Raw genomic sequence first — 19,504 nt, forward strand, 5'->3', positions numbered from 1 at the left:
GTGCCGCCGCTCACACCGCGAGCGGCGGGGCAAAATGCTGGCGTACCAGCGTCACAAAGCTCTGCAGCAAGGCGGACTGATCATCACGCCGACGGCTCATGATGATGGGCGACACCAGCCCTGATTCGGCAATCGGCACGTACACCAGATCATCGCGGTGCATCCGCTGCACCACCGATGGCACCAGCGTAATCCCCATCCCTGCAGTGACCAGACCGATGGCGGTCTGCAATTCGTTGGCAAACTGCGCCACCTGAATCTGGTGACCATGGCTGCGGAAGGCTTCGATCACATGGTCGGCATAGCTCGGTCGCGGACGCCCGGGGTAGAGCACAAACGGTTCGCGGGCCAGCTCCCGCAGGCTGACCTGTTCGCCGATCAGACGATGGCCCACCGGCAGCGCGGCCACCAGCGGGTCTTCGGTCAGCACCTCCTGAATCACGCTGGGGTCATCGATGATGATGCGGCCAAAACCGATATCGATACGGCCATTCTTCAGTGCCTCCACCTGCTGCAGCGTGGTGGATTCTGTCAGCCCTACATCCAGCTCGGCATCACGACGCAACGCCCGGATCAGCTCCGGCAGGGCGCCGTACAGGGTCGAGGGGGCAAAACCAATACCGAACCAGCGCCGCTGGCCAAGGCCAATACGACGGGTGCTTTCGCTGATCTCACCGAGCTGCGACAGCAACTGGGTGGTGTGCTGGTAGAAATAGCGCCCGGCCTTGGTCAGCTTCAGCGGGCGGGAGTCCCGTTCGATCAGGCTGACGCCCAGCTCTTCCTCCAGCTGCTGAATCTGACGGCTGAGCGGCGGCTGAGCAATATGCAGACGCTCGGCGGCGCGGGTGAAATTGAGGGTTTCGGCTACGGCATGAAAGTACCGCAGGTGTCGAAGCTCCATGATACCTCCAGGGTATTGTAGGCAACCAAAACGATATTAGACGCCATACGAAAGGGGAGGCAACATCGGCACATAACAACAAACAACCTTGTGGATATGCCATGCACGAGTTCGCCATCACCGCGGTAGAAACCTTACTGGTTGATCTGCCCACGATCCGCCCCCACCGCCTGTCGATGACCACCATGCAGGGACAGACGCTGGTGCTGGTACGTCTGCGCTGTGCCGATGGCCACGAAGGCTTGGGTGAAGCCACTACCATCGGTGGTCTGAGCTACGGCGCGGAAAGCCCCGAAAGTATCAAGGCCAACATCGATACCTATCTGGCGCCGCTGCTGGTCGGTCAGGATGCGCGCAACATCAATGCCGCCATGGCCCGCCTCGACAAGGCCGTGAAGAACAATACCTTTGCCAAATCCGCCATCGAAATCGCCCTGCTGGATGCTCAGGGCAAACGACTGGGCCTGCCCCTCAGCGAGCTGCTCGGTGGTCGTCTGCGTGATGCGGTACCCGTGGCCTGGACGCTGGCCAGTGGCGATACTGGCCGTGATATCGACGAAGGCGAGCGCATGCTGGCCGAGCGTCGCCACAATATCTTCAAACTGAAAATTGGCGCCAACAGCGTTGCAGCGGACATTGCCCATGTGGCTGCGATCAAGCGTGCCATGGGTGACCGGGCCAGCGTGCGGGTGGATGTCAATCAGGCCTGGGATGAATCCACCGCCATGCGCGCCATTCCGGCGCTGGCCGATGCTGGTGTCGATCTGGTCGAACAGCCCATTTCCCGTCACAACTTTGCCGGTCAGGTACGTCTGGCGATGCGCAGCCCGCTGCCGATCATGGCCGATGAGTCCATTGAGTGCGTGGCCGATGCTTTCCAGCTGGCGCAGGCCGGTGCTGCACAGGTGTTCGCCCTGAAACTGTCAAAGAACGGTGGCGTCAGCCGCGTGCTGAAAACTGCTGCGATTGCGGAAGCCGCCGGGATTGCGCTGTATGGCGGCACCATGCTCGAAGGCGCCGTGGGCACACTGGCCGCCGCCCACGCCTTTGCCACTCTGTCGCAGCTGACCTGGGGAACTGAACTGTTCGGCCCGCTGCTGCTGACCGAGGAAATCTTCCAGCAGCCGCTGCGCTATGCCGACTTCCAGCTGCAGCTGCCAACGGCGCCGGGCCTTGGCATCACCCTGGATGAAGAGCGTCTGGCCTATTTTGCCCGTGACCTGCGCTGAAGGCATCGGGTCAGCCCTTTGAGTATTCGCCCTGACGGGCATCTGAATTCAACGAAGCAGGAGTCAACCATGCTTTTTCATGTGGAAATGACCGTCAATCTGCCGCCGGATATGGATCCGGACAAAGCGGCAGCCATCAAGTTGAAGGAAAAGGAAATGGCTCAGCAGCTGCAGCGCGACGGCATCTGGCGTCACCTGTGGCGTGTGGTTGGGCAATATGCCAACGTGAGCGTTTTCGATGTCCGTGATGGCGCCCAGCTGCATGAGATTCTCAGCAGTCTGCCGCTGTTCCCGTATATGGACATCAAGGTGCAGGCGTTGTGCAGACACCCGTCTTCCATCCATGAGGATGACAGATAACGCGCCTACCGATCTGCGGCAGGCTGCTAGCAAGCACATGGCCGAGCCAATGATTCCCACTGACAAAAACAATTAAGCAGATGAGGAAATACCCATGACCGTCAGTATCGCCAAAGAATCCTTTGTCACCGCCTTTCTGGAACAAGTCAGTGGCTTTGACAATGACCAGGGAAATCCCCGTGCCAAGCAGGTGATCAACCGCCTGCTGACCGACCTGTGCTGCGCCATCGATGATCTGGACATCCGTCCGGAAGAGTTCTGGATGGCCGTCAACTATATCAACGAACTGGGCACCAACAAGGAAACCGCCTTGCTGGCGGCCGGTCTGGGTCTGGAGCACTACCTTGACCTGCGTCTGGACAAGGAAGACGAGCTGGCCGGTGAAACCGGTGGCACTCCCCGTACCATCGAAGGCCCGCTGTATGTGGCCGGTGCGCCGCTGAGCGATGGCGAAGCCCGTCTGGATGATGGCAGCGAAGAAGGTGAAGTGCTGTTTATGCAGGGACAGGTCAAGGATATGGACGGCCAGCCCATCGCCGGTGCCATCGTTGACGTCTGGCACGCCAATGGGCTGGGCAACTACTCCTACTTCGATAAGTCACAATCAGACTTCAACCTGCGTCGCCGTATCCGCACCGATGAGAATGGTGTTTACCGTTTCCGCAGCACCATCCCTGTCGGTTACGGCTGCCCACCACAGGGTTCCACTCAGGCACTGCTGAATCTGCTTGGCCGTCATGGTCAGCGTCCGGCGCATATCCACTTCTTTATCTCTGCCGATGGTTATCAGCACCTGACCACCCAGATCAATCTGGATGGCGACAAGTACCTGCACGATGACTTTGCCTACGCTACCCGTGATGAGCTGATCGCCCAGATCACTCACAACAGTGATCATGCTGCGGCCCGTGATCGTGGTGTGGATGCACCTTTTGCCGAGATCGACTTTGACTTCACGCTGCGTGCTACCGAAGCGAAAGACAAAGAAGCACGTGGTGCCCGTCTGCGTGCGCTGGAAAGCGTGTGAGGCGGAAAGCAACACCGTGAACTAGTTCCACTTCGATAACTTTCACACCTGTGAATTGGCCGCTCTGCAAAGCGGCCTTTTTTGTTTGTGGCTTTTTACTGCGGCGAGAGAGGTAGTGGAGGAGGGCAGTTTAATCCTGCCCGTAGTTCATGATCGACAGCAGCCGGATAGGGACCTGCACCAGCTTTTCCGGGCCGTGGGGGACTTCGCCGTCGAAGGTCAGGCTGTCGCCGGCCTGCATGGGGTAAAGCTGATTGCCGTGACGGTAGATCAGTTCGCCCTGCAGCAGATGAATAAACTCGGTGCCAGGGTGAGAGAAGGTGGGAAATTCTTCGCTGGCGTCGTCCATCGACACCATATAGGCCTCAAAGTTTTTCTTCGGCCCGCGGGTGTGGTTGAGCAGGTGATAGGTATGGCCTTTCTCGGTGCCGCGGCGGACCACTTCCATGCCTTCGTCGGCTTTCACCAGCAATGCGCCACCACCCTGCTGATCATACTGGCTGAACAGTTTGGACATCGGCATGCCCAGCACATCGCAGAGCCTGCTCAGGGTTTCCAGACTGGTGGAGACCTGGGCATTTTCAATCTTGCTCAACATGCCCTGACTGATTTTGGCGATACGTGCCACATCGGTGATTTTCAGGTCCTGAGCCTGGCGTTGCCGTCGAATCTGCATCCCGATGTATTGTTCGAGTTTTAGCCGGGGTTCTTTTTCAACGTCGTCTTTCATTCGTCTGCACGCTTTTAGTTCACGGAATAAATAATTCGCACCAAGAATGTTCGTGTTGCTGCCGGGCGGGTGCGTCGGCCCTCTGCTGGCATTCCCACTATGAAAACATCTTTCCTATGAAGATAGAAGGAAAGCCCTGTTTATCCAGTCTTTTTCCTTTTGTTTTGCCACTTTGCGTCATTGTCACCGGGTATTCGCCGTGTCGCTCCGAGCGTTCCGCAGGTTGGCAAGCTGATTGCATTTCCTTTGGAGAAAATAAAATTCCTGATTTGAATATTTCAACGTTCGAGGAGTGAATTGTCATGCTGCCAGAGGAAACGCAACAGATTATCGACAAACACGGCATCAAGTATGTGCTGGCGCAGTTTGTTGATATCCATGGTGCAGCCAAGACCAAATCCGTACCGATCAACGGTCTGGAGGCGGTGGCCGAAACCGGTGCGGGTTTCGCCGGCTTTGCGGTGTGGGGGCTGGGTATGGAACCCCATGGCCCTGACTATATGGCACGTGGCGATCTGTCTTCGCTGACCCCAGTGCCCTGGCAGCCCGGCTATGGTCGTGTGCTGTGTATCGGTCACGTCAATGGCAAGCCCTGGCCCTATGACCCGCGCTATGTATTGAAGCTGCAGGTGGAACGCCTGAAGCAGAAGGGCTGGACCCTGAATACCGGCCTTGAGCCTGAGTTCAGCCTGTTCAAACGTGACGACAGTGGCAAGCTGGGCCCGGTTGATGCCAGCGATACCCTCGATAAGCCCTGTTACGACTATAAAGGGCTGTCACGCTCCCGTACTTTCCTTGAGCGTCTGGTCGAATCCCTGCAGCAGGTGGATTTCGACGTTTATCAGATTGATCACGAAGACGCCAACGGCCAGTTCGAGATCAATTACACCTACAGCGATGCCATGACCTCGGCAGACCGCTTCACCTTCTTCCGTATGGCGGCCGGTGAGATCGCCAACGATATGGGCATGATCTGCTCCTTCATGCCCAAGCCGGACCCCAGGCGGGCGGGCAACGGTATGCACTTCCATCTGTCCATCGGCAGTGCCAGCAACAAGAACCTGTTCCAGGATGACAATGATCCGAGCGGTATGGGGCTGTCCAAACTGGCTTATCACTTCCTCGGCGGTCTGCTGGCCCACGGCCCGGCGCTGTGCGCCTTTGCTGCGCCGACGGTGAACTCCTACAAGCGTCTGGTGGTCGGGCGCTCCCTGTCGGGTGCCACCTGGGCGCCAGCCTTTGTCACCTATGGCGACAACAACCGTTCAGCGATGGTGCGCATTCCCTATGGCCGCATCGAGTTCCGTCTGCCTGATGCCGGCTGCAACCCCTATCTGGTATCGGCAGCCATCATTGCCGCTGGCCTCGACGGTATCGAGCGTGAGCTGGATCCGGGCAAGCCCTGCAACGAAAACCTGTATGCCCTGGGGCTGGATGAAATCGCCGCCCGAGGCATTGAAACCCTGCCGCAGTCACTGAAGGAGGCGGTGGACGCGCTGGAAGCTGATCCGCTGTTCCGCGACACCCTGGGCAAGGAGATTGTCGATGAGTTCGTCAAGCTCAAGCGCATGGAGTGGGTGGAATACAGCCGCCATGTTTCTGACTGGGAAATTAATCGTTACGCCGAGTTTTTCTGAGAACGCAGACAGCCTTTGCCTGTCTGCCGAGCGGACTACCCGATAGCCAAAGTAAGCAGCCCTGTGCCTGCTGCTTCTGATTGCCGTGAGGACACACCATGTGCGGAATTGTTGGCCTGTACCTGAAGAATCAGGCCCTTGAGCCCCAACTGGGCAAACTGTTCGAACCCATGCTGCTGGCCATGACTGACCGTGGCCCCGACAGCGCTGGCTTCGCCATTTATGGTGATGAAGTGCAGGACGGCTGGGTCAAGCTGACCCTGCAAAGCAGTGCGGAAGAATACGACTGGAAACAACTGATGGGCGCGCTGGAAGGCCGTCTGGGCTGCTCGCTGGACTGGTTCCGTAATGCCAGTGCCGCTGTGCTCAAGGTGCAGACGGAAGAAGCCAAAGTGCGTGAAGCGCTGGCTGAGCTGGCTGCCGATGTGCGCATCATGAGTGCCGGGCAGAGCATCGAAATTCTCAAGGGCATGGGCTTGCCTGCCGACATCGCCGAGCGCTTCTCGCTGGCCAAAATGCAAGGCAGTCACATCATCGGCCACACCCGCATGGCGACCGAAAGCGCGGTCACCATGGAAGGCAGCCATCCGTTCTCTACCGGTGCCGATCTGTGTCTGGTTCACAACGGCTCCCTCTCCAACCACAGCCGCCTGCGTCAGCTGCTTAAGCGTCAGGGCATCACCTTTGAAACCGAGAACGACACCGAAGTGGCCGCAGGGTATCTGACCTGGCGCCTGCGCGAGGGTGATTCACTGAAGGCGGCACTGGATCATTCGCTGGAAGATCTGGACGGCTTCTTCACCTTCGCCATCGGCACCCGCAACGGCTTTGCCGTGATTCGAGATCCCATCGCCTGTAAACCGGCCATTCTGGCGGAAACGGATGACTACGTGGCGATGGCCTCCGAGTATCAGGCGCTGGCCAGCCTGCCCGGCATCGACAAGGCCAGGGTATGGGAGCCGGAGCCGGCAACGATGTATATCTGGGAACGCACAGCAGCCTGAGGAGACCACAGCATGAACAAGTTTGATCTGGCCACCGACAGCGTGCGTGAGCTTAATCAGGCGCTGCACGATCAGGCCAAAGAGCTGACCGAGCGCGAATGGCATGTCAGCAACCCCGGCGGCAAGCACAATCTGGCGGTCGGCGTGAATGAAGCCCTGAGTATCGATATTGACGGCCATGCCGGGTACTACTGTGCCGGTATGAACCAGAAAGCCACCGTCACCGTGCATGGTAATGTCGGTGTCGGCGTGGCAGAAAACATGATGTCCGGTGTGGTACGGGTGAAAGGCAGCGCCTCGCAGGCCGCCGGTGCCACCGCTCACGGCGGCCTGCTGGTGATCGAAGGCGATGCCGGTGCACGCTGCGGTATTTCCATGAAGGGCGTGGACATCGTCGTCGGTGGCAGCATCGGCCACATGAGCTGCTTTATGGCGCAGGCCGGGCGGCTGGTGGTGTGCGGTGATGCCGGTGATGCGCTGGGCGACTCGCTGTATGAAACCCGCATCTACGTCAAAGGCACAGTCAAGTCACTGGGCTCGGACTGCATCGAGAAAGAGATGCGTGCCGAACATCTGGATGAGCTGAAAGAGCTGCTCCATCGTGCCGGTTTCAATGAAGATCCGGCCAGCTTCAAGCGCTACGGTTCATCCCGTCAGCTGTACAACTTCAAAGTCGATAACGCTTCGGCGTACTAAGGTGTAGGAGCCCATCATGTCTGATAAGCCAACTCCCGTGCTGCGCGAGTCCGCCACCTTTGATCGCCTGACCATTCAGGAAATTCAGCGCGCGGCAGAGACCGGTATCTACGATATTCGTGGCGGTGGCACCAAGCGTAAGCTGCCGCATTTTGATGATCTGTTGCTGTTGGGCGCGTCCATGTCACGCTACCCGCTGGAAGGTTACCGTGAAAAATGCGGTACCGATGTGGTGCTCGGCACCCGCTTTGCCAGGAAACCGATTCATCTGAAGATCCCCGTGACCATCGCCGGTATGAGCTTTGGTGCGCTGTCCGCTCAGGCCAAGGAAGCACTGGGGCGCGGCGCCTCCATTGCCGGGACCAGTACCACGACAGGTGACGGCGGTATGACCCCGGAAGAGCGCGGCCAGTCGCAGCATCTGGTGTACCAGTATCTGCCTTCACGCTACGGCATGAACCCCGATGACCTGCGCAAGGCCGATGCGATTGAGATCGTACTGGGGCAGGGCGCCAAACCCGGTGGTGGCGGTATGCTGCTGGGTATGAAAGTCACCGAGCGTGTTGCGGGTATGCGCACCCTGCCGATTGGGGTGGATCAGCGCAGCGCCTGCCGCCATCCTGACTGGACCGGCCCGGACGATCTGGCTATCAAGATTGCCGAGATTCGCGAAATTACTGACTGGGAAAAGCCTATTTACGTCAAGATCGGTGCCAGTCGCCCGTATTACGACGTCAAGCTGGCGATCAAGGCCGGTGCCGATGTCATCGTGCTGGACGGGATGCAGGGCGGTACTGCCGCCACTCAGGAAGTGTTTATCGAACATGTGGGTATCCCCATTCTCGCGGCCATTCCGCCTGCGGTGCAGGCACTGCAGGAAATGGACATGCACCGCAAGGTGCAGCTGATCGTGTCCGGGGGGATTCGTACCGGTGCCGATGTGGCCAAGGCCATGGCGATGGGTGCGGATGCGGTAGCCATTGGCACCGCCGCCCTGATTGCTCTGGGTGACAACCACCCACGGCTGGATGAAGAGCTGAAGAAGATTGGTTCTGCTGCGGGGTACTACGATGACTGGCAGAACGGTCAGGACCCGGCGGGGATCACCACCCAGAACCCTGAGCTGTCCAGGCGCCTTGATCCGGTAGAAGCCGGTCGCCGTCTGGCCAACTACCTGCGGGTGCTGGTGCTGGAAGCGCAAACCATGGCCCGTGCCTGTGGCAAGTCTCACCTGCATAACCTCGATCCTGAGGATCTGGTGGCGCTGACCGTGGAAGCTGCTGCCATGGCCCGAGTGCCGCTGGCGGGGACCAACTGGGTACCGGGTCAGGGATTCTGAAGAAAGCTATCTTATAATAGGCCACCTCAAATTAGGGGTGGCTACAACTAAAATGAGCACCGCACTATAGTTCTGTCAATAGATCGGTAAATGGTCGATCAGTTTTGTCTTTGCTGGATCTTTCATTTAAGAGGTTTGAGAATTTATCTAGACATATTCTATAAACTTCTGCTCTTTTTTCGCCTCTCCGTTTTTCTGATTTTTCTTCATCTAGGCAACGTTTTGCTGCTTTGTACATCACGGTTCTCAAATCACCCTGTTTTATTAAGTTGTAAATGTAGTCAAATGCAGTTAGCCAACTAATGTCGCTGTCTTGCTCTAGGGTTTTCCATATCAAATCATGCAGACTGTTGAGTTCTGCAATTCTTATTTCTTTATCTACACCTGATAGATTTTCTAGAGTTTTAGTCAGGTGATTATTTGCATCATTTAGGTCTCTTATTGCTGAATGTGTGTCTCGTAATTTAGAGCGTAAAATATAGCCTTTGGCAATTCTCTCATTCCAACGGTTCTTGTTTGAGTCTGTAAGTGCAAGTGCTTTTTCTGATACTTCAATAATGCCATTGGCTGAATTTGAGTCTTCTTCCGCTTTGAACCAAAGTTCATAGGCTATTTCCTTCTCTTGTCCTTGAGATATAGCGCGTCTAAGTAGTTCTTCTGCCTCTCCTTTATTTGGCTTTTCAAAGGAAAGTAAGCACCTAGCTTTCATCAATAATAAGTCAGGGTTATCCTTTAAGTGCTTAAGCTCTGCATCAACTGTTTCTAATGCTTTTTGATAAAGACCTTCTTTTATTAACGCCATTGCTTGGTTTATCGCTATTCCAATTTTTCTCCGGTTTCCTGATTTCTTTTCTACAGGTTTCTCTCTCATTGACTTCGCCGTAGTAAGTAGCTTCTTGTGATCGAAGGCGAGATCGCTAGTCATTGATCCAATTATCAATGAGGTTGTATTTGAAAGAGAGAAACGCTCTTCCTCATCAATTATTTTAGGTTCATTTACTAGGAATAAAGATTGTAGCTCTTCTATATGATCAAAAAGTTTTGTTTTCTCTACTCCTGCCGCTTGTTTTATCTCAGTAAAAGAACAGTTCCTTAGGTAGTATATGGCTAAGAGAACTCTCTTTGCCTCTGTAGATAGACTTTGAATTTCTCTTTTGAGTGCGGCTGCCCTAGCATCCTCACCAGCCTGACCTCTCCAATCTTTTATTGCGATACTGAGTTCTACACCCTGTTTATATATTCGCAATATAGAAGCAGATAATAATGGAGATCCGTCCGATGCTTCATGAAGTTTTTCTATTTCTTTTGTTCGAAGTTTAGGTAAATTATATTTATGAATAAGGGATGATATATATTCATTGAACTCACTGATTGTCAGTCCTGGTACATCAAGGCAGAGGTCTGCAGAATAAGCGAGCTTTTTACGGGTTGTTATTAGAAAACGAACATTCATGCTGCCGAGCTGTCTGCAAGAGTCAACCACTTTTCGCTGTTCTTCCTCTTCTAAAGAGTCAATATCATCTACGACTATTAGTGAAGGGAACAATGGTAAGGCTTCGCGTAAATCTCTTTTTATTTTTCGATCTGATATGTCGTTGTAGTTTTCTACAAGTAATGCAAAATTATCAGCTAAACAAATTAAAAATGATAGAGAGTCAGTAAAATCTGAATCTTGCAAATTGTAGTATTGATTAGAAAATCCTGAAAATTGTCTTTGCTTTATTGATAGCCAAATTATTCGTTCATAACTTTGTGGTGGAGATTTTATGAATGATCTGCAGAACTCATAGGCAATTGATGTTTTACCTTTTCCACCATCGCCTGAAAGTATTTTTGTATACTCGAACTCATCGGACAACCATTTCCAGAGTTCGGATAACATTTTGTCACGGCCTATGAAGTTTGAACAAATTAGATTTTTGTCAGGTAGATTGTGATTGATGTACTGTTCGTTTTTTGATGGAGATGAAGTATCTAATCCAAAATTTGGATTGAACTCTCTGGGTGAAAAAAGTGTTTGCCATTCTTGAGGCGTTGATGCTTTGTGACATTCATCCAAATATCTAAAGTATGTATCATCTTTGTTGAATAAAATTTTCCCATTGCTTTTTTCTGGACCATTCTTGATAAAGGCTAATGGTGTGCTTGAATACTGTCGCTTGGGAATGTGAAGTAGACCAAATTTTTTCTGCTGATTTTCGATTTCGAATGTTACCTCTTTGAATGTTACGTCAATGTATGATCCTGTGTAGCTTTTTATTTTATCTCTAAGCTGCGCTGGATTGAATTCCCCAAAATCAATGTCGCAGTGTATAAATTCTTTGTCTTTTACTTTTTCAGTAACACCATAAATTAAGTATCCGCCACATGTATTGTGAAAGCTAACTACTTGTAAAATGGTTTTTGATATGGAAATGTTGTCACTATTTAGTTGGGCTTTGTAGTCCCAAAGCCATCCTTCCTTTGGAAAAAAATTAGTGCTGCTAATAAGAAGTGTTTTTATTACCTCTGGGCCGACGCTGGCCTTTTTTAGAAGATCATGGATGTTGCTACTTACTGATGTTATTTCAATGTCGGTAGTCATTCTTATTTCCCATTTTTAGTTTAAAAACTTATTTGTTTCTCTTTTGGTTTTTATTTTGAATATATTAATGATAGCCCGAATCCCATAAATATCCCGCCGGTAATACGGCTGAAGTAGCGGCTAACATGCGCCTTAGCCAGATGACCTTTGAGGCTGTGTGCCAGCAGCGCATAGCTGCTCAGGGCGGTAAAGGAGCAGCAGGCAAAGGTCGCACCGAGTACCAGCAGCTGCGGTGTAATGGCACTGTGCGGATCAATAAACTGCGGGAACAGCGCGGTATAGAAGGCGATGGCCTTGGGGTTGCTGAAGCCGATCATAAAGGCTTCGGCATACAGTGAGCGCGCCGGCCGGGGAGGCATGGCGGTGGCATCGCTGCTGTGCTGACTGAACAGATTTTTACTGCGCCAGGTTTTGATACCGAGCCAGATCAGATAAGCCCCTCCCGCCAGCTTCATGGCAGTAAACAGGTACAGCGAAGACAGGATGACCGCTCCCATGCCGATGGCAGAGAGTGTGGCCATACTGATCATGGCTGACAGATTGCCCAGTACGCCGATCAGTGCCTTGCCAATGCCGTAGCGGGTGGCGTTTCTGATGACCAGCAAAATGGCAGGCCCCGGTGTGAAGGTGGTGAGCAGGCAGATGGTCAGAAACAGCGCGTAGTCCATGATTCTATGCGTCCGGCAGGGGGCTAGGGTCTGCTTACCTTATAGGTTCGCAGGGCGTTGTCCACCTGTTGCTCGACCGTGGTGTCGGCAAACAGCCAGTAGCTGGGGGCGACGACAGGCTGCACGGAGGTCACGCTGATGACGATGATGGCCTGAATCGGAAAACGCTCATCCGCCAGCTGGCGCAGCCGCTGCAAATAACCGGCGTAGCGGCTGTCGTCCTGCTGCACCAGCTGGGCGGTACCCTTGAGCTTGTAGCCGCGCTGCTCAAACACGTCGACGAAGCTGACGCAGACCTGAGCATGGTGGCGAATGTTGGCCACGCTCTGTGGTGAGGCGATATGGGCAATCAGCAGGGTGTCGTCAGCGGCATAGGTAAAAATTTCCTTCGGTGAGACATTGGGCATGCCGTCGCTATCGACGGTAGCGAGCCAGCAGAGGACGGATTTCTCGATGGCGAGTTTGACCTGTTGATCCATGGTGAGGGCTCCAGAGGGTGCGAGTCTCACACCCTAGCATGCTACTGATCGAAATTGAGGCATAAAGTTGTTCCACAACCACTGTGATCATGCCGGTTTCAGCGGAATCTGCTGATCGGTCAATGGCTCTTTTTACCCGTCAATAATTTCCCCTCTGCATCCTGGGTAGTTACGCCCGATTGCCTTCAATTTGCCCGTTTGCCATTCAGGATGACCTGTGTTTGTGCAGGGTATTAGGGGAGTGCTGCCTGCACGTCCTGCATTTTCCTGTGCTCAAAAACGAACTTATTTGAAATCAGATAGTTAGCTTTTGGTGGCATATTTCATGCTTTCCTGAAAAGAAGAAAATGTTCCCTTTAGTAATTTTTTTTAAGGTCTTCAGCAGCATCCGGATCAGCTTCTTTTCACTTTCAGTTCTGCTCAGGTAAGGACAGCACAATGACCACCGCCGCCATGCTCAGTACGCCGGTCTACCGACCGGTGCTTCCTCCGCTCCCTGCACAGCATCGCCTGCTGGTGGTTCAGCATCTGGCCTTGCCGGAGACCGCGTACTGGCAACAGCAACTGGGTGAAGAGGGGGTGCCGGTCAGTCTGATCAGCCTGAATGCTGATATGGAGCAGCTGTGCGGCAGCCTGCAGCAGCATCTGAGTCAGGCCCGGGTGGGGACACGTTTGTATATCTGTGGCGATGAAAGTTTTCTGTGGAAGGTGCATCAGCAGGCGCGCCAGTGCGGGCTGCTCAACGGTGAGATCGAGCTGATTCGCACTGCCGACAGCCGTGAACTGTACTGCGTGCACTGCTCGACCCTGCAGACCATTGAGCCTGCGCCGCTGGTGCATTGCCGCCAGTGCGGTCTGCAACTGATGGTCCGCGAGCATTTCTCCCAGCGGCTGGGCGCTTATATGGGGGTGTGTAATGATCCCTTCGCGCCCTATGGCCCGACCACCACAGCATCGGCATCGCTGGAGGAACAGGCATCATGAGTGAACTGCTGGATGTTCGGGTGGCCAGCGTACGGCAGCTGACCCCGCTGGTGCGGGAATTCACCTTTGAAGCCGTCAGTGGCGACTTGCCGGGGTTCTCGGCGGGCAGCCATGTGCAGGTACATATGCCGGGTACTGGCCGGCCACTGTGCAATGCCTACTCGCTGCTCAGCGATCCGCAGCAGCGTCAGCATTACCGCATCGCAGTGCGCCTGCAGGAGCAAAGTCGTGGTGGCTCGCGCTTCATGCACGAGCAGGTGAAGGAGGGCGATGTGCTCAGGCTGTCGCCGCCTGCCAATCTGTTTGCTCCCCATTCCCGCGCCGGTCATCACCTGATGATTGCAGGGGGGATCGGTATCACGCCCTTTATGGCCTATATCGCCGCACTGGAGCAGCGCGGCGGCAGCATGGAGCTGCATTACGCCTACCGCAGCGGTCTGACCGATACCTATCTGGAAGAGCTGGCGGCACGCCTCGGCGCTGCCCTGCATCCCTATGACGGACGTGCCGGGCAGCGCCTGGATATCCATCAGGTGCTGAGCGACCAGCCCCTCGGCACCCATGTCTACATTTGTGGCCCCGACAGCCTGATCAGTGACGTGTGCCAGACCGCCGATGCGCTGGGCTGGCCCGCTGAACGTATTCACTGGGAGGCCTTTGCCGCACCGGAGCCGGGCGAACCCTTTGTGGCCGAGCTGGCTGACGGGCGGACGCTGGCGGTGCCGGGTGACTATTCCCTGCTGGAGGCGCTGGAACAGGCCGGAGTGCCGGTGCCCAACCTCTGCCGCGGCGGTGTCTGCGGACAGTGCATGACGCCGTATTCCGCCGGTGAGGTCGATCACCGTGATCTGTATCTCAGCGACAGCGAGCGTGCTGACCATCTGATGCCCTGTGTTTCCCGTGGCAAGGGTGGCTGCACGGTCAAACTGGCACTGTAAACGGCCCTCTTTCTGACACCTCCATCAACCTGTTCAGAACATGGAGCAGCGCACCATGAGTTCTATGCTTGCCCAGGCCCTGCCTGCCGATCTGCCGCCGCTGGCTGCGATCAAGCCCCGTACCCTGAGCCTCGACAGCATCAAGCCCATCGAGACCTATCGGGATGACTTCACCTACCGCAACAGTGCCGGGGCCATCGCCCGTTTTCCCTTTCCTTTCCCCGAGGACAATTACATGTACTCGGTCAATATCGAACCGGCGACGGTAGGGCCTGCCGGGTCCATATTCGAGCACTGGTTTGATGTTGATGAACATTATCGTTCGGAGATGGCCGAGCGGGCACTGGTACTGGCCAGAGATCCGCGCCGCTGCATGGTGATGCCGCATATGCAGGAGGCGGCCTGGGATACCCTGGAAATGCTGATGGAGCATCTGGCCACGGATTACCCCGCACTGTTCAGCCTGCACCGTGAAGGCAACCACTGGCACTGGCAGAACCGGGTACTGGAGCTGGATCAGCACTTTACCTTCGGTGATGCCAGCACCCTGCCGTGCGAGCCGCTGGAGTACATCACCCGGCAGGCGCAGGGGGACTTTGCCGTGCTCGACCAGCGTGATGGTGATCTGTACATGGATGCCGGCATTGTGACCTGTCCGGCCGACTGGTCGCTGGCCTTTGATGCCGGTATGAGCTTCAAGCAATGGCATGCGCCGGTGCCCATGGCTCACCAGATGGGGGTGTTTGACCGGGCACTGAAATACCTGATGAACATTCAGGTGGGAAAACCTGTGCGCCGTCTGAACTGGACCCTGACCATTAACCCTCGCATGGATACCTCGCCGGAAACCTTCCACGAATGGGGCCATGAGCGGGGGCAGGTGACTGCTGACAACGTCGGTCAGCTGGTCCATCTGCGGGTGGAACTGCAGTTCATGCCACGCCTGCCACGCAGCAATGCGCTGCTGTTTGGCATCCGCACCTATCTGATCAGTTTTGATGAGCTGGTGAGCCAGCCGCGCTGGGCCTGTCGTCTGCATCGGGTGCTGCGTGATCTGCCACCGCAGCTGATCGAATACAAGGGGTTGAGCCGCTACCACAGCACCATTGTTGAATGGCTGAGCCAGTTTGATCCCGAAGCCTGAGGCCAGCCGCTCTGCCCGTCATGACAGGGCAGAGAACGATGCTGCATTACCGCGAGAACGATAAAAGGAGAAACCGCATGGCAAATTCCTGGCGTATATCTGCCCTGGCCGACCGTCACCGTGCCCTGGGATCAAAACTGGAAGACTGGAGTGGTATGGGCACCGCCTGGACCTATGACTCTGATCTGGCCGATGAGCATGAGGCGATCCGCACCCGCGCAGGGCTGATGGACGTCTCCGGCCTGAAGAAGGTGCACTATGTCGGCCCTCATGCTGAAAGCCTGCTGGACTATGCCACCACGCGCGATATATCCAAGCTGTATCCCGGCAAGTCGGTCTATGCGGCATTGCTCAACGAAGCTGGTAAGTTTGTGGATGACTGTATTGTTTATCGCACCGGCCCCAATGCTTTTATGGTGGTGCACGGTTCCGGCAGTGGCCACGAGATGCTGGTGCGGCTGGCCACCGGTCGTCAGGTCGCGGTGCTGTTTGACGACGATTTGCATGACCTCTCTCTGCAGGGGCCACTGGCGGTGGACTTCCTCGCTGAGCATGTGCCCGGTATCCGCGATCTGCCGTATTTCCATCATCTGCAGACCAAACTGTTTGGCCGTCCGGTGATGATTTCCCGGACCGGTTATACCGGCGAGCGGGGCTATGAAATCTTCTGTAAGGCCGCCGATGCCCCGCTGATCTGGGACACCATTCTGCAGCAGGGCAAGGATATGGGCATTATCCCCTGCGCCTTTACCGCCCTGGACTGGCTGCGGGTGGAAAGCTATCTGCTGTTCTTCCCCTATGACAACTCCGAGATGTATCCCTTCGCCGATCAGCCAGCGGGGGACACCCTGTGGGAGCTGGGGCTGGATTTCACCGTATCACCCGGCAAGACCGAATTCCGCGGGGCGACAGAGCATCGCCGCCTGCAGGGCAAGGAGCGCTTCAAAATCTTCGGCGTGCTGCTGGAAGGCCAGCAGGCGGCACAGGCTGGCGACACCCTGTGGGCCGATGGCAAACAGGTGGGGATGATCACCTGTGCCATGTATTCGCGCCTGACCGACCGCTCCATGGCCATTGCCCGTATGGACGTACCCTATGCCGAGCAGGGTTGCCCGCTGGAAGTGAAGGGCAGCCTCAACGTCAAGGCCATTGCCCATACCATGCCGTTCGATGACCCGGAGAAGAGCAAGCGGACTGCAAAAGGTTAGCGGCTTGGCAGGCTGTTGAGTGTTATCCACAGACCGGGAGACATCGGTGGATGTCTCCCGGTTTTGCTATGGCGGTTGGTTTATCCACAACCTCTGACCGGGAAGACAAGGAGTTCAGGATGTTCAGTTCATTGGGAGCCGGCTGGGGCTATCTGCTGCTGGCGGGTATCTGTGAGATTTGCTACGCCGCGGTGATTCCTCGCACCGATGGTTTCAGCCGGTTGTGGCCGACGCTGTATTGCGGCTTCTTTATTCTGCTCAGTCTCTATCTGCTGTCGCTGGCGGTGAAAACCCTGCCGGTAGGCACCGCCTATGCCGTATGGGTGGGCATTGGTGCGGTGGGGACGGCCATCTACGGCATCGCCTTTCTCGGCGAGGCGGTCAATGTGGCACGGGTACTGTGCCTGATGCTGATTATTTCCGGTGTGGTCGGGCTGAAGTTTTTCTCAACCGAACTGGCCTGAGTATGGCTCTCCGCGCTGAGTAGCCGACGCGTAGCTGATCGCAAACAGCTCTTACTTGGCTACCGGCTTTTTCTGCAGTTTGCGCTGCAGGGTGCGGCGATGCATATTCAGCGCCCGGGCAGTTGCCGACACATTGCCTTCGTGCTGCTTGAGCACCTGCTGGATATGCTCCCATTCCAGCCGCGATGGTGATAAGGGTTGCTGGGTCAGGGGCTGCTCCGGGTCGGGCTCGACCGTATCCAGAGCGGCGATGATATCGTCCACCCGCGCGGGTTTGGGCAGATACTGCACCGCACCGAGCTTGATGGCATCAACACAGGTGGCAATGCTGGCGTAGCCGGTCAGCACCAGTACCTGCAGCTCGGGCTGTTGCGCCAGTAATTGCGGTAACAGCGCCAGACCGGATTCGTTGTCCAGATGCAGATCAAGGGTGGCGAAGTCGAATTCCTGCTCCGCCAGCTGCTGCAATGCCTCCGAAGGCGTGGCCGCCAGCCGGGCGTCATAGCCTTTGCGCTCCAGGCCGCGTACCAGCAGTGCGCCAAACACCTCATCATCTTCCACCACCAGCCAGCGGCTCATGCAGGTATCTCCTTGTGCAGGGAGGCTATCGGGCAGCGCAGCATACAACAGGTGCCGCCCTCTGGCAGTGCCTCCAGCAGCAATTCACCCCCCAGCTGTTCAATGATGGTCAGGGTCAGAAACAGGCCGATACCGAGGCCATGAGGTTTGTCGCTGTGCCCGACCGCTGCAGCCGGGTGTGGCAGACGGCGGGCCGTCGTTATTCCCCGATCACAGATGCGCAGTCGCAGCTGCTCATGATCAACCTGCCAGTGGACCTGCACGGCCTGACCGGGCGCCGCATCCGCAGCGTTATTGAGCACGTTCAGCAGCGCCAGCGCCAGCGTATTGGGCGGCGACAGGACCGGCAGGGGGATGCCGGGCGCCGAGTCATTGTGCAGGGCGAAACGTGCATCGGGGCGCATCAGCTGCCAGCGGCTGAGCGTCTGCTGCAGCCACTGATCACAGGGCAGCGCCACGCTGCTGTCCTGCTGGCTGCGTTGCACCATGGCCTGCAGGTTATGGCGACACAATTGCAGCTGGCGGGTCATCAGCTGCAGGTCGGCCCGGGTATCGTCATCCTCATGGCGGGCGGCCAGTTCATCCACCAGCAGCTGCAGGCTACCCAGCGGCGTACCCAGTTCATGGGCCAGCCCGGCCGCCTCACTGGCCAGCGCGAGCAGGCGGGCATCGCGCAGCCCCTGTTCCCGTGCGCCGTGCAGCAGCGCCTGCTGCTGTCGCAAGGTGCCTGCCAGACGACTGATAAACAGCAGCAGGAACAGGCTGATCAGCAGAAAGTTCAGCCACATCCCCCAGATGTGGACGTTGATCAGATTGATCGGGGTATGGCTGTCGGGCGGCAACTCCATGGGAAACAACAGGATAAAGGTGTAGAGCAGGGCTGAGCTGGCTACCAGCACGGCAGTCTGGCGCCAGTCCAGCAGCAGTGCAGAAAAGCAGATGGGCAGCAGCAGGTAGGACACGAAGGGATTACTGGCTCCGCCACTCTGGTAGAACACCATGCTGGCGAGCAGGCCATCGGCCAGCAGCTGCAGGAAGATTTCCTGATCGCTGATACTGGCTTGGTCACGCAGGCGTTTGACCGTATGCAGGTGCAGGGTGGCAAGCAGGATCAGGGTCAGTAGCAGACTGGGCCAGGGCAGCTGCAGATAGAGGTAAAACTCGGCAAACAGCAACACCAGAGTCTGGCCGCAGAAGAAGGCCAGCCGCATGCGCGACAGGTCGCGCAGTAACAGTGGTGTGACCGAGGTGGCGGGTAACAGGTCATTCATTATCGTAGCCGCTGGGATGCGTTGCACATTGACCCCCAATTGGCAAACCAGCGGGGGATTTGGTGCGGGTTAGGATAATAGTTGTTTCGAGTTGTGAGCAGCCTTGTTGTTGTTCTTTGTTATGTTGTATCGTTTTTTACTGTTTTATTTTCGATCAGCTCTGGTCAGTTGCCGCGCGCAGCTTATCATAGGCACCGAGCTGCTTCCTGGGTCCGCATAGGCTGGAATCCCTACGCATAAGCAGGAATTTACAAGTAAGTAC

19 protein-coding genes are annotated in these 19,504 nt (G+C 56.0%); 12 read left to right on the plus strand and 7 right to left on the minus strand.

Annotated elements, in window-relative coordinates:
- Positions 1 to 10: 10 nt before the first annotated feature.
- Positions 11 to 901 carry a LysR family transcriptional regulator gene (locus QCD60_RS16130; protein WP_279787033.1) on the minus strand — a complete coding sequence of 297 codons (891 nt, stop codon included), beginning with the start codon at positions 899 to 901 and terminating at the stop codon, positions 11 to 13.
- A gap of 101 nt (positions 902 to 1,002) precedes the next feature.
- Here QCD60_RS16130 and QCD60_RS16135 point away from each other — a divergent pair, with 101 nt between their 5' ends.
- The 3 genes from QCD60_RS16135 to catA all read left to right on the plus strand — a co-directional run bounded on the left by QCD60_RS16135 (position 1,003) and on the right by catA (position 3,517).
- A complete protein-coding gene (locus tag QCD60_RS16135) occupies positions 1,003 to 2,130 on the plus strand; it encodes a muconate cycloisomerase family protein (protein WP_279787034.1) in 1,128 nt (375 codons plus the stop codon).
- Between the two features lie 69 nt (positions 2,131 to 2,199).
- Positions 2,200 to 2,490: a muconolactone Delta-isomerase gene (gene catC / locus QCD60_RS16140; protein ID WP_104151838.1), complete on the plus strand. Its 291-nt coding sequence runs from the start codon at positions 2,200 to 2,202 to the stop codon at positions 2,488 to 2,490.
- A 94-nt stretch (positions 2,491 to 2,584) separates the two neighbouring features.
- Positions 2,585 to 3,517: a catechol 1,2-dioxygenase gene (catA, locus tag QCD60_RS16145; protein WP_279787037.1), complete on the plus strand. Its 933-nt coding sequence runs from the start codon at positions 2,585 to 2,587 to the stop codon at positions 3,515 to 3,517.
- Between the two features lie 130 nt (positions 3,518 to 3,647).
- On the opposite strand, the gene QCD60_RS16150 is transcribed toward catA, so the two are convergent.
- Positions 3,648 to 4,247 (minus strand): XRE family transcriptional regulator, encoded by a 600-nt coding sequence (locus QCD60_RS16150; protein ID WP_279787039.1) that lies wholly within the window; start codon positions 4,245 to 4,247, stop codon positions 3,648 to 3,650.
- Positions 4,248 to 4,549: 302 nt separating this feature from the next.
- Here QCD60_RS16150 and glnT point away from each other — a divergent pair, with 302 nt between their 5' ends.
- From glnT to QCD60_RS16170, 4 genes are all read left to right on the plus strand, one after another.
- Entirely contained in the window at positions 4,550 to 5,884 is a 1,335-nt protein-coding gene (glnT, locus tag QCD60_RS16155) for a type III glutamate--ammonia ligase (RefSeq protein WP_279787042.1), read from the plus strand.
- Between the two features lie 98 nt (positions 5,885 to 5,982).
- The gene (locus tag QCD60_RS16160; RefSeq protein WP_279787044.1) at positions 5,983 to 6,888 is read left to right on the plus strand and encodes a glutamine amidotransferase family protein; all 906 of its coding nucleotides are present in this window, start codon (positions 5,983 to 5,985) and stop codon (positions 6,886 to 6,888) included.
- A gap of 12 nt (positions 6,889 to 6,900) precedes the next feature.
- The gene (locus QCD60_RS16165; RefSeq protein ID WP_279787046.1) at positions 6,901 to 7,584 is read left to right on the plus strand and encodes a protein glxC; all 684 of its coding nucleotides are present in this window, start codon (positions 6,901 to 6,903) and stop codon (positions 7,582 to 7,584) included.
- Positions 7,585 to 7,600: 16 nt separating this feature from the next.
- Positions 7,601 to 8,923: an FMN-binding glutamate synthase family protein gene (locus tag QCD60_RS16170; protein WP_279787048.1), complete on the plus strand. Its 1,323-nt coding sequence runs from the start codon at positions 7,601 to 7,603 to the stop codon at positions 8,921 to 8,923.
- Between the two features lie 64 nt (positions 8,924 to 8,987).
- Here the strand turns inward: QCD60_RS16170 and QCD60_RS16175 are convergent, their stop codons facing one another.
- From QCD60_RS16175 to QCD60_RS16185, 3 genes are read right to left on the minus strand one after another with little or no spacing between them, the layout of a single operon-like run.
- A complete protein-coding gene (locus tag QCD60_RS16175; RefSeq protein ID WP_279787050.1) occupies positions 8,988 to 11,507 on the minus strand; it encodes an NB-ARC domain-containing protein in 2,520 nt (839 codons plus the stop codon).
- 50 nt (positions 11,508 to 11,557) lie between these two features.
- Positions 11,558 to 12,175, minus strand: a complete 618-nt coding sequence (locus tag QCD60_RS16180; protein ID WP_279787052.1) for a LysE family translocator — start codon at positions 12,173 to 12,175, stop codon at positions 11,558 to 11,560.
- Positions 12,176 to 12,198: 23 nt separating this feature from the next.
- Positions 12,199 to 12,654: a pyridoxamine 5'-phosphate oxidase family protein gene (locus QCD60_RS16185; protein WP_279787054.1), complete on the minus strand. Its 456-nt coding sequence runs from the start codon at positions 12,652 to 12,654 to the stop codon at positions 12,199 to 12,201.
- Between the two features lie 438 nt (positions 12,655 to 13,092).
- On the opposite strand from QCD60_RS16185, the gene QCD60_RS16190 reads away from it, so the two are divergent.
- The 5 genes from QCD60_RS16190 (at position 13,093) to QCD60_RS16210 (ending at position 17,392) form a co-directional block, all read left to right on the plus strand.
- Positions 13,093 to 13,638, plus strand: a complete 546-nt coding sequence (locus QCD60_RS16190; protein WP_279787057.1) for a dimethylamine monooxygenase subunit DmmA family protein — start codon at positions 13,093 to 13,095, stop codon at positions 13,636 to 13,638.
- On the plus strand, positions 13,635 to 14,576 hold the full coding sequence (locus tag QCD60_RS16195) for a PDR/VanB family oxidoreductase (protein ID WP_279787059.1): 942 nt from the start codon (positions 13,635 to 13,637) through the stop codon (positions 14,574 to 14,576). The genes QCD60_RS16190 and QCD60_RS16195 overlap by 4 nt, the downstream gene beginning before the upstream one ends.
- A 55-nt stretch (positions 14,577 to 14,631) precedes the next feature.
- The gene (locus QCD60_RS16200; protein WP_279787061.1) at positions 14,632 to 15,720 is read left to right on the plus strand and encodes a DUF3445 domain-containing protein; all 1,089 of its coding nucleotides are present in this window, start codon (positions 14,632 to 14,634) and stop codon (positions 15,718 to 15,720) included.
- 77 nt (positions 15,721 to 15,797) lie between these two features.
- Positions 15,798 to 16,928 (plus strand): aminomethyltransferase family protein, encoded by a 1,131-nt coding sequence (locus QCD60_RS16205; RefSeq protein WP_279787063.1) that lies wholly within the window; start codon positions 15,798 to 15,800, stop codon positions 16,926 to 16,928.
- 119 nt (positions 16,929 to 17,047) lie between these two features.
- Positions 17,048 to 17,392, plus strand: coding sequence for a multidrug efflux SMR transporter (locus QCD60_RS16210; protein ID WP_279787065.1), 345 nt, complete (start codon positions 17,048 to 17,050; stop codon positions 17,390 to 17,392).
- Between the two features lie 51 nt (positions 17,393 to 17,443).
- On the opposite strand, the gene QCD60_RS16215 is transcribed toward QCD60_RS16210, so the two are convergent.
- Both QCD60_RS16215 and QCD60_RS16220 read right to left on the minus strand, forming a co-directional pair.
- A complete protein-coding gene (locus QCD60_RS16215) occupies positions 17,444 to 17,971 on the minus strand; it encodes a response regulator (protein WP_279787067.1) in 528 nt (175 codons plus the stop codon).
- Positions 17,968 to 19,242, minus strand: coding sequence for an ATP-binding protein (locus QCD60_RS16220; RefSeq protein ID WP_279787069.1), 1,275 nt, complete (start codon positions 19,240 to 19,242; stop codon positions 17,968 to 17,970). Before QCD60_RS16220 ends, QCD60_RS16215 begins: the two co-directional genes overlap by 4 nt.
- Positions 19,243 to 19,504: the final 262 nt, after the last annotated feature.

Source organism: Pokkaliibacter sp. MBI-7 (assembly GCF_029846635.1).
In the GTDB taxonomy this organism is placed as follows: Bacteria; Pseudomonadota; Gammaproteobacteria; order Pseudomonadales; family Balneatricaceae; genus Pokkaliibacter.

What these genes read in the sequence shown, in the direction of transcription:
- QCD60_RS16130 (WP_279787033.1), bottom strand. Translation starts at nt 901, where the DNA reads ATGGAGCTTCGACACCTGCGGTACTTTCATGCCGTAGCCGAAACCCTC.
- QCD60_RS16135 (WP_279787034.1), top strand. Translation starts at nt 1,003, where the DNA reads ATGCACGAGTTCGCCATCACCGCGGTAGAAACCTTACTGGTTGATCTG.
- catC (WP_104151838.1), top strand. Translation starts at nt 2,200, where the DNA reads ATGCTTTTTCATGTGGAAATGACCGTCAATCTGCCGCCGGATATGGAT.
- catA (WP_279787037.1), top strand. Translation starts at nt 2,585, where the DNA reads ATGACCGTCAGTATCGCCAAAGAATCCTTTGTCACCGCCTTTCTGGAA.
- QCD60_RS16150 (WP_279787039.1), bottom strand. Translation starts at nt 4,247, where the DNA reads ATGAAAGACGACGTTGAAAAAGAACCCCGGCTAAAACTCGAACAATAC.
- glnT (WP_279787042.1), top strand. Translation starts at nt 4,550, where the DNA reads ATGCTGCCAGAGGAAACGCAACAGATTATCGACAAACACGGCATCAAG.
- QCD60_RS16160 (WP_279787044.1), top strand. Translation starts at nt 5,983, where the DNA reads ATGTGCGGAATTGTTGGCCTGTACCTGAAGAATCAGGCCCTTGAGCCC.
- QCD60_RS16165 (WP_279787046.1), top strand. Translation starts at nt 6,901, where the DNA reads ATGAACAAGTTTGATCTGGCCACCGACAGCGTGCGTGAGCTTAATCAG.
- QCD60_RS16170 (WP_279787048.1), top strand. Translation starts at nt 7,601, where the DNA reads ATGTCTGATAAGCCAACTCCCGTGCTGCGCGAGTCCGCCACCTTTGAT.
- QCD60_RS16175 (WP_279787050.1), bottom strand. Translation starts at nt 11,507, where the DNA reads ATGACTACCGACATTGAAATAACATCAGTAAGTAGCAACATCCATGAT.
- QCD60_RS16180 (WP_279787052.1), bottom strand. Translation starts at nt 12,175, where the DNA reads ATGGACTACGCGCTGTTTCTGACCATCTGCCTGCTCACCACCTTCACA.
- QCD60_RS16185 (WP_279787054.1), bottom strand. Translation starts at nt 12,654, where the DNA reads ATGGATCAACAGGTCAAACTCGCCATCGAGAAATCCGTCCTCTGCTGG.
- QCD60_RS16190 (WP_279787057.1), top strand. Translation starts at nt 13,093, where the DNA reads ATGACCACCGCCGCCATGCTCAGTACGCCGGTCTACCGACCGGTGCTT.
- QCD60_RS16195 (WP_279787059.1), top strand. Translation starts at nt 13,635, where the DNA reads ATGAGTGAACTGCTGGATGTTCGGGTGGCCAGCGTACGGCAGCTGACC.
- QCD60_RS16200 (WP_279787061.1), top strand. Translation starts at nt 14,632, where the DNA reads ATGAGTTCTATGCTTGCCCAGGCCCTGCCTGCCGATCTGCCGCCGCTG.
- QCD60_RS16205 (WP_279787063.1), top strand. Translation starts at nt 15,798, where the DNA reads ATGGCAAATTCCTGGCGTATATCTGCCCTGGCCGACCGTCACCGTGCC.
- QCD60_RS16210 (WP_279787065.1), top strand. Translation starts at nt 17,048, where the DNA reads ATGTTCAGTTCATTGGGAGCCGGCTGGGGCTATCTGCTGCTGGCGGGT.
- QCD60_RS16215 (WP_279787067.1), bottom strand. Translation starts at nt 17,971, where the DNA reads ATGAGCCGCTGGCTGGTGGTGGAAGATGATGAGGTGTTTGGCGCACTG.
- QCD60_RS16220 (WP_279787069.1), bottom strand. Translation starts at nt 19,242, where the DNA reads ATGAATGACCTGTTACCCGCCACCTCGGTCACACCACTGTTACTGCGC.